This is a genomic window from uncultured Capnocytophaga sp. (assembly GCF_937936315.1).
In the GTDB taxonomy this organism is placed as follows: Bacteria; Bacteroidota; Bacteroidia; order Flavobacteriales; family Flavobacteriaceae; genus Capnocytophaga.
Genome location: NZ_CALGWU010000039.1, coordinates 131,303 through 142,476, shown reverse-complemented (window position 1 = coordinate 142,476; position 11,174 = coordinate 131,303). Strand labels below are relative to the sequence as shown.

At 38.2% G+C, this 11,174-nt stretch carries 13 protein-coding genes; 6 read left to right on the top strand and 7 right to left on the bottom strand.

The features are described from left to right. Window positions 1-959, top strand: a 959-nt coding sequence (locus Q0162_RS06990) for an ABC transporter permease (RefSeq protein ID WP_297890649.1), incomplete at its 5' end; no start/stop codon positions are given. A gap of 14 nt (window positions 960-973) precedes the next feature. On the opposite strand, the gene Q0162_RS06985 is transcribed toward Q0162_RS06990, so the two are convergent. From Q0162_RS06985 to Q0162_RS06955, 7 genes are all read right to left on the bottom strand, one after another. Further along, the gene (locus Q0162_RS06985) at window positions 974-1,447 is read right to left on the bottom strand and encodes a hypothetical protein (protein WP_297890648.1); all 474 of its coding nucleotides are present in this window, start codon (window positions 1,445-1,447) and stop codon (window positions 974-976) included. A 15-nt stretch (window positions 1,448-1,462) separates the two neighbouring features. Next, window positions 1,463-2,059, bottom strand: a complete 597-nt coding sequence (locus Q0162_RS06980) for a hypothetical protein (RefSeq protein WP_297890647.1) — start codon at window positions 2,057-2,059, stop codon at window positions 1,463-1,465. Between the two features lie 21 nt (window positions 2,060-2,080). Beyond that, on the bottom strand, window positions 2,081-2,398 hold the full coding sequence (locus Q0162_RS06975; RefSeq protein WP_002681542.1) for a DUF4298 domain-containing protein: 318 nt from the start codon (window positions 2,396-2,398) through the stop codon (window positions 2,081-2,083). 175 nt (window positions 2,399-2,573) lie between these two features. Next, entirely contained in the window at window positions 2,574-2,981 is a 408-nt protein-coding gene (locus Q0162_RS06970) for a hypothetical protein (RefSeq protein ID WP_297890646.1), read from the bottom strand. A 5-nt stretch (window positions 2,982-2,986) separates the two neighbouring features. Then, on the bottom strand, window positions 2,987-3,838 hold the full coding sequence (locus Q0162_RS06965; RefSeq protein WP_297890645.1) for an NADAR family protein: 852 nt from the start codon (window positions 3,836-3,838) through the stop codon (window positions 2,987-2,989). Beyond that, on the bottom strand, window positions 3,835-5,421 hold the full coding sequence (locus Q0162_RS06960) for a DUF6138 family protein (protein WP_297890644.1): 1,587 nt from the start codon (window positions 5,419-5,421) through the stop codon (window positions 3,835-3,837). The genes Q0162_RS06965 and Q0162_RS06960 overlap by 4 nt, the downstream gene beginning before the upstream one ends. 2 nt (window positions 5,422-5,423) lie before the next feature. Further along, window positions 5,424-6,251 (bottom strand): NADAR family protein, encoded by an 828-nt coding sequence (locus Q0162_RS06955; RefSeq protein WP_297890643.1) that lies wholly within the window; start codon window positions 6,249-6,251, stop codon window positions 5,424-5,426. Window positions 6,252-6,429: 178 nt separating this feature from the next. Between Q0162_RS06955 and Q0162_RS06950 the strand changes: the two genes are divergently transcribed. From Q0162_RS06950 to cysK, 5 genes are all read left to right on the top strand, one after another. After that, window positions 6,430-6,789 carry a YraN family protein gene (locus Q0162_RS06950; protein ID WP_002681532.1) on the top strand — a complete coding sequence of 120 codons (360 nt, stop codon included), beginning with the start codon at window positions 6,430-6,432 and terminating at the stop codon, window positions 6,787-6,789. A gap of 88 nt (window positions 6,790-6,877) precedes the next feature. Further along, window positions 6,878-7,540 (top strand): aspartate kinase, encoded by a 663-nt coding sequence (locus Q0162_RS06945; RefSeq protein ID WP_297890642.1) that lies wholly within the window; start codon window positions 6,878-6,880, stop codon window positions 7,538-7,540. Window positions 7,541-7,546: 6 nt separating this feature from the next. Further along, a complete protein-coding gene (gene gltX, locus Q0162_RS06940) occupies window positions 7,547-9,049 on the top strand; it encodes a glutamate--tRNA ligase (protein WP_297890641.1) in 1,503 nt (500 codons plus the stop codon). Window positions 9,050-9,293: 244 nt separating this feature from the next. Next, on the top strand, window positions 9,294-10,136 hold the full coding sequence (locus tag Q0162_RS06935) for a serine O-acetyltransferase (RefSeq protein ID WP_198472494.1): 843 nt from the start codon (window positions 9,294-9,296) through the stop codon (window positions 10,134-10,136). Between the two features lie 48 nt (window positions 10,137-10,184). Next, window positions 10,185-11,093 (top strand): cysteine synthase A, encoded by a 909-nt coding sequence (gene cysK, locus Q0162_RS06930; protein WP_088594496.1) that lies wholly within the window; start codon window positions 10,185-10,187, stop codon window positions 11,091-11,093. Window positions 11,094-11,174 lie beyond the last annotated feature (81 nt).

Here is an 11,174-nt window from a genome sequence, read left to right as displayed (position 1 = left end):
ACGACCAGAGTCCGTACTCGCACGAGCTCATACAGAAGATTACTGCGTCAGGGTACTTTAAGCTCGTAGACGCTCCTTTCTCTTACAAAGAAGGTATCGCCCTGATAGAAGACGGCAAAGCTGATGTAGTTTTGGAAGTCCCCGAAGGTTTTGAGCGCAACCTCGTACGCGAAGGAAAGCAACCTCTCGGTGTCTCTATCGATGCGATTAACGGGAGCAAGTCGTCATTAGGAGGGGCGTATTTGCTTTCGGTGATACGCGACTTCAACACCCAGCTCGATGTAAATGTAAAAACACCTCTGCGCATAGGTAATGTAGCCAAACTCAACGTGGAGAGCACCCATTGGTACAACCCCTATATGCAATACACGCGCTATATTGTTCCAGGCATTTTAGCTATATTACTCACTATTATTGGGGGCTTTCTTTCAGCTCTCAATGTAGTCAAAGAAAAGGAAATAGGCACTATCGAGCAGATTAATGTAACGCCTATCAAGAAGTGGCAGTTTATCTTAGGCAAACTCATTCCCTTTTTGGTAGTAGGGTTAATCCTCTTTACCTTGGGGCTTGTGGTGATGTATGTAGTCTATGGTATCTTCCCCGCAGGAAATCTACTCACCTTATACGCCTTTGCGATAATGTACCTCATCGCAATTCTCGGCTTCGGACTGCTCGTCTCCACTTATGCTAATTCACAGTTGCAAGCTATGTTCATCGCCTATTTCTTTATAATGATATTCCTACTGATGAGCGGTTTCCTCACCAGCGTAGATAGTATGCCTGCGTGGAGTAGGCAGGTGAGTAATGCCATTCCGATAACCCATTTTGTGAACGCGATGCGCCTTATTGTGCTCAAAGGCAGTAGTTTTGGACAATTACATATAGAGTTCTTGTATTTGGTAGGCTTTGCAATACTGCTGAACAGCTGGGCAATTTGGAACTATAAGAAAACGAGTTAATTACGAATAACGAATTACAAATGACGAGTATACCTTTCATATTCAAATAGGTAATATTCTTCATCTGAAAAATACTGATAACACCCTTTAGTTTCGTTGCTATAACCTATATCCCAACCTACAAATTCAGCTTCACATTGGGCTATTTCGTTAAGGAAAAATGAAGACACTTCAGTTAAGCGCAATCTTATACCAAAATCGTGAAAAGGAACTACAATTACATCGCCTATTGTAGTAATAGATTGTATTTTAGAGAGCATCCATTCTTTCTTTTTAACTGAAGTTAGTTCTTCATTCAACAACAACCTATCATTATAGGGGATATTGTTCTCATATCGTATAGCCTCCCGTACAAAATCATAAAAAGACATTAGTGCTTCGGTATTTACCAATCCTAATACTTCACAGTAAGGATTAGCTTTATAAGAAATTATTTTTGCTTTTTGAGCAAGTTCTATTAGCTTTTGCTCAATACGATTTTGTAACATCTGAATATATCAATTTTAACTAAAAAAAGGAAGAATTATACGACAAACAATAAAGGTAATGGCATAAAATAAAGGAGGAATGAACATCAATAGAAATCCTTTTTCTGTTTTAAAAATTCTTTCATAATAGTTTATCACAAGCACATTTAACAAAAACACAGCATAGTTGACAAAAGTTTCATAAAACTCCATAATTTCCACAAAGAGGTGGTGGTAACTTACGGGCTTCCCTTCTGTAGCAACACCTATGAGTTTAGGCCTATCAGAAAGACTTGTCTTATAGACAAAATCATCTTCTAACTCGTAATAGGTAATTTTATCTCTAAACTTTATTTCAGGGATGTCTACAAAGTTGAACTTTTTTAACCTTAAACTAATGTCCACATCACCCTCTCTGCTAGGCTCTTTCATTTGTTTTACCTCCTGTTCTGAAGCCAAATAAATATTTAAATTTTTCTTTTTCCCCATTCCCCAGTACTCATATCCCTTTACCCAACCTGTTTTTTTAGGTAGGGAATCAAGGTTGTCTAACACATTAAAAGTCTTATAAAGAATGAAAATATTGGGCAAACAGAAAATAATAACAACAAGATAGATAAGTAGTTTTTTCATTCTTATTTTTAACTTTTGAAATTACTCATTCCACTTTCTAGCATTGATGCTATCGAGTAGCGGTTGGAAACCGTCAGCAAGGTCGAACTGAGTGCCTATGGCATCAAAAATAGCATCTTGGGTGAGTACCCATTGTGGTACCTCATCTGGTATTTTACCGTCGTTGCTATCGAAATAGTCTTCGCGCCATTGAGGGCTGTCGTAATACGCTTCCAAAGCCTCATACTCGGGTTGTATGGCTTTCCATTCTTCTAAAAGAGTTTCAGCTTTGCTAAGAATACCCTCCAATCGCAAGAGGATATCGTTCATTTTCTTAATGTTTTCGTATCGTTCATTCATTTTAATATTATTTTTAGCTATATTCTACTTCAAACTTATTATTTCTATATCACAGAAAGGCTATTTAAAAAGTCTCAAAATCGTATTTGTATCGCTACACTTTGCCAAAGTTTTTAGACTTTGGCAAAGTTAAACCTAAAAAGAACACATTTTCTTATTAAACTCATATTAAAGACTAAATTTCAGGAAAAATAATCTCTTTAGGAATGAAACTATAATCTTCTTTATTGATAACTTGAACCTCTTTTAAGTAATTTTCTTTAGAAAACTTAAAACAATAAGGTTTGTCCCTCAAAAAATCCCATTGAACAATAGCTTCTAAATGTGTTACCTTAATTGTTGCCCATCCTCCATCGTCTGCAACACCACAAGCACAAGTAAACAATAGATATTCACCACTTTGTAAGCTACTTTTGTATAATTCAGTGGGGACTATCAGTATATCTTCAAAATCAGGATAAGTAGTTATATCCTCATCGTCAATGAAAAGCTGTAGATAACTACAATTTTCAAAACGAATACTATCGCGAATAAGGTATTCATCTTCTTTTAGTGTAACTACATTGATTTTGAGTCTATTCATTTCTTTTATTTTAACAAATCTACATTCTGATATACCTTTCTTATCTCATCTCTCACTTCCATTAGCGCAAAGCCCAATAGGTTCTTGCCACGCCATGAGGCGATGTTATGTGCTTTTTCATTGTCTTTTTCTAAACCTATCCCCCAAATGGTATCCATCGGACTCGCTTCTACCAGTATTTTATCACCTGTAGAGAGCAAAAAGTCCGTCATTTCCTTATTCTGGGTGAATTTGTAGTAATTCCCATTCAGTACAATACTGTATTTGAGTTTGTCCCACACCTGAGGGTCAAAGTTGCGCACTTTCCTTCCCAAGGCTTTCATCAGTTTAGGGTCGGAAGTGTTCATTATCTCCTTTTCTACTTCCTCATCACCAAACAAACGCGCTTTTTCAGCCATCATATACTGTTCAGCACAAGAATAGTGATAAGCATTCACCTGAAAAGGAGAAGGTTGCCATTGCGAAAAACAAGATTCATCTATCACCTGAGCATTAGGTTTCCAAAAGAATAGAAAATTGAGTTCTTTTGCTGAGTTTAAAAAAAATGTCAGAGAGTATCTGTAGGTTCCTTTAGCCTGCCAAAAGGGAATACGATTATCCCCATAATAGTAATCATTCTTCCCAGAACTTAATTCTTCTATCGTAACTCTTGGCTTCCAAGTATTTAAATGCCAAAAGCAAGGACGAGGATATAGCTCTTGATACTCTTGCTGTTGTGCAGGGGTAAGTGCCCTATACCATTTCCAAAAATCATAAGCATAGGCTTCACCATAGCCCATGCGCCAGCCTATGGTAAACTCTGAAAGCTCTGGAAACTTAATCCAAGGAGGGGTTTTAAGTTCAAATGTAGGTTTCATTTTTTCTTCTCCCAATTTTTGCCATACACGGCATAATACATCGCTTCTTGATAGTAATCCTCTTTGTCTTTCAAAAAGTCGTTGAGGAGTGCTTTGTTTTCAGGATTTTTCATCGCCTCTGTGAGAGACTTGAATATCACATCATCTTGTGAAGAAATCACTCCCTCATATATCGTAGGCAAGGTCTCTACGCTAAACCCATGCCTTTTTATCAGCGCATTCACAAAATTTATGTGTATCATCATCTGGTCCTCATCATCTACTAGCTTAAAGTATTGCTCAACCAAAGGAAAATACTTCTTGCTGGTGAGTCCTAAGCCAAATATGGCATAACTTCCTGTTGCACAACTATTTTCAATATATTCCGTATCGGTATACCATTCAAGCTCTTTTATCGCTACCTTCACATATTCCTCTAATTTAGGATGCAAGGTCTCATATTGCAATGCCTGTGCAAAAAAGCGATGAGTGCTTGATTTTACAAGACCTTTTATATCCAAAAACTGTTTAGGAGCTTTAGAACTCAGCTTGATTTGATAACTATGGTGGAATCCTGCTTTAAACAGCGCAATGATAAAGTCTAATGCCTTACCATAAGCCTCAGCAGTCTCTTGCTTGATTTTAAGGCTAATGGTAGCAAATACATCATTGGCATCAGCTTCCAATTGGCTATCTTTGTAGTGAATAAGGTCATCGGGTAGCTCGCCCGTACCTTTTTTAAGGTATTGCTTAGCTTTCTCCGACCCCAGTTCATTGGCTGCTCGTTCTAAATCTTCTTGAGCAGACTTTACATCCCAACTGTATTGTTTGTATTTGATTTTCCAAAGAGCTTGTTGTATATAGAGGGTTAGCTTATCAGTATCAATCTTTTCGGGGGTGATACCTTCTTTGAGCGTATATTCAATATTCCCTTGAGATCCTTTTTCATCATAGTACAATGGATAGAAAACTTCATACTTCCAATATTTAGCCTTAAAAGTAAGCCATCTTGCACTTTCTTTTAGCCAATCTTTTTTACCAGCATAAAGTTTTAATGTTTTTTCAGCAATAGCTATGATTTGGCTCGCTGTATAGCCATTGAGCTCTGTATCAAATAACTTATCTAAAAAGCTAACTATCTCTCCATCCTCCATTTCTCTACTGGGGTGGTTGATTACCTCTTCCATAAAAGTATCAAAACGATTCTTAAGCTCTGCTTTGCGTGCTTCGTGTACCAGTTTGAACTGTAGTGTGTAATCTTCAAATTCAATATTTACAGATATTTTGTACCGAAACTTTCCAAAAAAAGCTTCTGTAAAGAACATCTTAGTAATCTTCTTCTGCAAAGTATTAGCAATAGTTTTCTTTTCTTCTTTAGAAAGTGTAGAGGAATTGGTAATAACTATTTCTTGAGGGGTACTATACCTTTTGAGTGAAGTATAAAAGAGGATAGTATTATCACGATTTTCATCTTGCTCAATTAAAATATAATTAGCATAGCCTTCCACAAGGTAGCGATACTGATAAGGAGTTTTTATTTCACTTCCTATCTTTTCTAATATGCCTTGTAGAATTTCTTTAGCGTATTTTTCTGCTGTTTTCATTTCTATTTTTTCAGCAAATGTACGTTTTTATAAAGTTTTCTAATCTCATCTCTTACTTCCATTAGCGCAAAGCCCAAGAGGTTTTTGCCACGCCACATAGCTACATTCTTCGCTTTTTCATTCTCTTTGCCTAAACCTATTCCCCAAATGGTATCTACCGGACTTGCCTCTACTAATATTTTATCACCAGTAGAGAGCAAAAAGTCCATCATTTCTTTATTCTGAGTGAATTTGTAGTAATTCCCATTCAGTACGATACTATATTTAGCTTTGTCCCACACCTGAGGGTCAAAGTTGCGCACTTTTCTTCCCAAGGCTTTCATCAGTTTAGGGTCGGAGGTGTTCATTATTTCTTCCTCCACCTCTTCATCACCAAACAAACGCGCTTTTTCAGCCATCATATACTGCTCAGCACAATAATATTTATCACCATCTACAGAAAAAGGTGAGGGTTGCCATTGCGAAAAACAAGATTCATCTACTACCTCCGCATTGGGTTTCCAAAAGAAAACAAACTTGAGCTTCTTTGCCGAATTGATAAAGGTTGCTTTAGAATATTTATAAGCGCCTTTGGGTTGCCAAACTGGAATTCCTTCGTAGTAATAATCCTCCTCGTCATCTATATCTTGGTCATCTTCTTCCCATCTGTTGTAATGCCAAAAACAAGGATACGGAAAAAGTGCTTGGTACTCTTTTTGTTGTGCTGGGGTAAGGGACTCATACCAGTCCCAAAACTTGGATTTATAATCTTCGCCAGCGCCCATACGCCAGCCTATCGTAAATTCAGTATAAGCAGGGAACGCAATCCACTGCGGTGCCATATAATCCATAACTAAAATATTAAGTATTAAGTATTAACAATGGGGCAAAAATAACAATAATTAGTCAATTAGCCAACTTTCTGATTAGCAAATTAGTAAAAAATTGTCATTCGTTATTCGTATTTCACAATTATTTTCTACTTTTGCCTCACCTAAACCCTAATACCTGAAACTTAACACCTAAACTATGGCAGCACATAATGATTTTGGAAAAGAAGGCGAGCAAGATGCTGTAAACTTCCTTATAGAAAATGGTCATACTATTTTAGAACGCAATTTTAGATTCGGTCACGCCGAGATTGATATAATTTCTCGAAAGGACAATATTTTGCATATTGTAGAGGTAAAAACTCGTAATTCAAGTGCTTATGGCGAACCCGAATCGTTTGTGAACCAACAAAAAATCGACCTTTTAGTAAGAGCAACCAACTACTATCTGGAAAAAACTGATTTAGATTTAGAGGTACAGTTTGATATCATTTCAATTGTAAAAAACAATGTTGAGTTTACTATCAACTATATTGAGGATGCTTTTTACCCATTCTAAAAATGTTAAATAAATATAATTTTTTGCCCTATATTGTTATAGAATTATTTTTTTTAGTACTTTTGTAACAAATTTAAACCTCAGCAAAATGAAAACAGTAGCCTCAGCCGTTGAACAATACATCAAATCAAAACCTTTTTTGCAAACTGCCCTCTCTCAAGGGATTATCAACCTCACGTCGCTCGCAAGGGTGATTCGCAAAGATATACAAAACGAAAGCACCACACGCGAAGTGCGTAATGGGGCTATAGTAATGGCTCTCAAACGATTATCAGTAGATATGGAATTTCGTTCTACACATCGTATCGTAAAAGTATTGAAGAATATAGGCGATATTATCGTGCGCTCCAATCTTACTGATTATACTTTCTTGCTATCGGATACTTTTATGAACAATCAAGCTGAATTGCTTCAAAAAATTCGAAACAACAAAGATGCATTCTACGCCGCTACTCGTGGGGTGAACGAAACAAACCTCATTGTAAGTAGTACAATGGAGAGTCTTGTAGAAGATATTTTTAAAAAAGAACGACTATTGCACAAATTCACTAATTTAGGGGCTATCAGTGTAAAATTACCTGAAGAAAACATCTCAGTACCAGGTATTTATTATTTCATCTTCCAACGCTTAGCGTGGGAAGGTGTGAGTATGAACGAGGTGATTTCTACCGCCAATGAATTTACTATTGTAATCCCCGAATACCACGTGGATATTGCTTTTAAAGTGATTAAAGATTTAAAATTATTATAAAAATAAATGGTTAGAGTTAGATTTGCTCCAAGTCCTACAGGAGCATTGCATATCGGAGGCGTACGTACCGCCTTATTCAATTATTTATTCGCCAAAAAACACGGTGGCGACTTCTTACTTCGCATTGAAGATACCGACCAAAATCGCTATGTACCAGGCGCTGAGCAGTACATCATCAACTCACTGAACTGGTTAGGGCTTACTTACGACGAGGGGGTAGGCAAAGAGGGCAAACACGCTCCCTACCGCCAAAGTGAACGCAAGCCGCTCTACAAGCAATACGCCGATGCTCTTATTGAGAACGGTTGGGCGTATTACGCTTTCGATACCGCCGAGGCATTGGATAACGCGCGCAAAGAGGCTGAAGCCAAAGGGGAAACCTTTATATACAACTGGGCGACACGCGATACTTTGCAAAACTCTCTATCGCTGAGTGCTGAAGAAGTTCAACAACGCCTACAACGCGGTGATGAGTACGTAATTCGCTTCAAAATGCCCCACAACGAACAGTTGAAAATGAACGATATGATTCGCGGGGAAGTAACTATCGATACGAGTACCTTAGACGACAAAGTGCTCTTCAAAAGTGACGGAATGCCTACTTACCACTTAGCAAACATCGTAGACGACCACCTAATGGAAATTACTCACGTAATACGCGGTGAAGAATGGTTGCCTTCTATGGCTTTGCACCTAATGCTCTACCGCGCTTTTGGTTGGCAAGCTCCTGCTTTTGCTCATTTGCCTCTTATCCTCAAACCCGTAGGGAATGGCAAACTCAGCAAACGCGATGGTATCAAACTCGGTTTTCCTGTCTTCCCAATGGATTGGACAGAGAATGGCGAAACGCTAAAAGGATTTAGTGGAGAAGGTTATTTTCCTGAAGCTCTTATCAACTTTTTAGCACTTTTAGGGTGGAATCCAGGGAATGATGAGGAGATTTTCTCAATGGAACAACTCATTCAACTATTTGATTTAGAAAAAGTACACAAGGCTGGAGCTCGCTTCGACCCTGAGAAAATCAAATGGTTCAACCACCAATATTTGCAAATGAAACCCAATGGTGAATTGGCTACCCTTTTCCAAAAAGACCTTACCGAAAGAGGGGTAACTGCTCCAATTGCTACAGTAGAAAAAGTAGTTGGACTCATCAAAGAGCGCGCTTCCTTTGTAAGTGATTTCTGGGAACTCAGCAAATTCTTCTTTGAAGCACCTACCCAATACGACGAAAAGGCTATTAAAAAACAATGGAAAGAACAAACTCCTACCATTGTGAAAGAAGTAGCTGAAGTACTCCAAAATACGGCTAATTTTACTTCAATTGCCTTAGAAGAGGCGGTAAAGCAATATATGGAAACAAAGGGCTTAGGCTTTGGTCAAGTAATGCCTCCATTGCGCTTGGCATTAGTGGGTGAACTCAAAGGTCCTCACATATTTGATATTATAGAGGTTATAGGTAAAGAAGAAACACTACGCCGTTTGGACGCAATTCTTTCTGCTGAAAAATAAAAAAATGAAATAATTTTTCACTTTTTATTTGGTAGTTAGAAAAATATTCTTACTTTTGCCCCATCAAATAGAACAATATTATATGACATTGCACACTTTAAACATAATGACGATGTGTTGCACACTCAATTTGAGCAGTGCAAGGCTCGTTATTTCTTAAAGATATGTCAGTTACTATATTTTAACAAATGAAATAACAACCCCCACTGCTTTATAAAGGTAGTGGGGATATTTTTTTATAACGATGACAAAAATAAATTGTACTGAGAGTCTCATCAACGAACTCTATCACGAAAGTAAAAACATCAAACACCACGTAAGCAAACAGCGTATTACACGCTTTGTAAACGACCTTTTTCAGTTCTTATTTCTTATTGATGAACGCACTTGCTTATCAAAAGTGAGTATAGAAGCCCGCTATGAGGAATTGCGTTGGGATTTTATCAATATTGTAGACGATTTTCTGCTAAACGAATCTCAAAAAGCAAAAACAACCGATTATTACGATTGCATTTTGCCTAATATCTATCAGCAATTGCGAGAAGATGCTCAGTATTTTATCGATAGCGACCCTGCAGCAACTTCTATCAGAGAAGTACAAATCACCTACCCTGGTTTTTTTGCTATTATGGTATATCGCATTGCTCACGAATTGTGGTTGCGCAAAGTACCTCTCTTGCCGCGTATGCTCACTGAATATGCTCATAGCAAAACGGGTATCGACATTCACCCAGGGGCAAGCATTGGAGTCCCTTTTATGATTGACCACGGTACAGGTATTGTAATTGGAGAAACTACAGTAATAGGCAACTATGTAAAGATATATCAAGGAGTTACCTTGGGGGCTCTATCGGTATCAGTAGATAAGGCTCATACCAAGCGCCACCCTACCATTCAGGATAATGTGGTGATATACTCTGGTGCTACTATTTTAGGTGGTGAAACTGTAATAGGACACGATAGTATCATTGGCGGGAATGTATGGCTCACCAATAGCATCGAACCTTTTACTAAGGTTTTCCACAAAAGTCAGATTATTGTAAAGGACAACGAAGTATATGAAGAACCGATTAATTTTGTTATCTAATTCCTAATTTCTACCTCCTAAACAAGTAACTAATAAATAATTTATATAATGGCGTACAAAAATGTTTTAGAAGTCATCGGGCATACTCCCGAGGTGAAAATCAACAGATTGTTTGGCAATGATGCCAACGTATTCATCAAATTAGAGCGCTTGAACCCTGGCGGTAGTATCAAAGACCGTATTGCGCTCGCTATGGTTGAAGATGCCGAAGCTAAAGGCATCCTCAAAAAAGACAGTGTGATTGTAGAGCCTACCTCTGGCAACACAGGAGTGGGCTTGGCATTAGTAGCGGCTGTAAAGGGCTATAAACTCATCGTGGTAATGCCTGAATCAATGAGTATTGAACGCCGCAAGTTGGTAGCCGCTTATGGCGCCGAAGTAGTACTCACGCCTAAAGAAAAAGGTACGGGGGGAGCGGTCGCTAAAGCTTTGGAAATAGCTGAAGGCAAACCTAACTATTGGGTACCTCAACAGTTTAAAAACCCTGCTAATCCTGATGTACACGAAAAAACAACGGCTCAGGAAATACTAAAATCTTTCCCCGAAGGTTTTGACTATTTCGTAACGGGAGTAGGTACTGGCGGACATATCTCTGGGGTATCAAAAGTGCTTAAACAACACTTCCCTAACCTCAAAACTGTAGCTGTAGAACCCGATCAATCGGCAGTGTTGAGTGGTGGTGCTCCAGGTCCTCACGCCCTGCAAGGATTGGGCACTGGCTTCATACCCGATAACTATAACCCTGCTGTAGTAGATGAAGTTATCCCTATCTCTAAAGAAGAAGCCTTTGATTACGCTCGCCGATTGGCTAAAGAAGAAGGTATTTTAGGAGGTATCTCTACTGGTGCTGCTTTAGCTGCTGTTGCTAAAGTACTCAAAAAAGACCCCAAAGCGCGTATCCTCACTGTAAATTACGACACAGGAGAACGCTATTGGTCAGTAGAAGGACTTTTTTAGTGAAAAGTGAAAAGTCTTAATAATTAAAAAGCAGTTGGATAAAATAAGTATCCAACTGCTTTTTTGTAACTCGTCATTCGT

Coding starts and splice junctions, on each gene's coding strand:
- cysK (WP_088594496.1), top strand. CDS start 10,185: ATGGCGTACAAAAATGTTTTAGAAGTCATCGGGCATACTCCCGAGGTG.
- Q0162_RS06985 (WP_297890648.1), bottom strand. CDS start 1,447: ATGTTACAAAATCGTATTGAGCAAAAGCTAATAGAACTTGCTCAAAAA.
- Q0162_RS06955 (WP_297890643.1), bottom strand. CDS start 6,251: ATGGATTATATGGCACCGCAGTGGATTGCGTTCCCTGCTTATACTGAA.
- Q0162_RS06935 (WP_198472494.1), top strand. CDS start 9,294: ATGACAAAAATAAATTGTACTGAGAGTCTCATCAACGAACTCTATCAC.
- gltX (WP_297890641.1), top strand. CDS start 7,547: ATGGTTAGAGTTAGATTTGCTCCAAGTCCTACAGGAGCATTGCATATC.
- Q0162_RS06975 (WP_002681542.1), bottom strand. CDS start 2,398: ATGAATGAACGATACGAAAACATTAAGAAAATGAACGATATCCTCTTG.
- Q0162_RS06970 (WP_297890646.1), bottom strand. CDS start 2,981: ATGAATAGACTCAAAATCAATGTAGTTACACTAAAAGAAGATGAATAC.
- Q0162_RS06945 (WP_297890642.1), top strand. CDS start 6,878: ATGAAAACAGTAGCCTCAGCCGTTGAACAATACATCAAATCAAAACCT.
- Q0162_RS06965 (WP_297890645.1), bottom strand. CDS start 3,838: ATGAAACCTACATTTGAACTTAAAACCCCTCCTTGGATTAAGTTTCCA.
- Q0162_RS06960 (WP_297890644.1), bottom strand. CDS start 5,421: ATGAAAACAGCAGAAAAATACGCTAAAGAAATTCTACAAGGCATATTA.
- Q0162_RS06980 (WP_297890647.1), bottom strand. CDS start 2,059: ATGAAAAAACTACTTATCTATCTTGTTGTTATTATTTTCTGTTTGCCC.
- Q0162_RS06950 (WP_002681532.1), top strand. CDS start 6,430: ATGGCAGCACATAATGATTTTGGAAAAGAAGGCGAGCAAGATGCTGTA.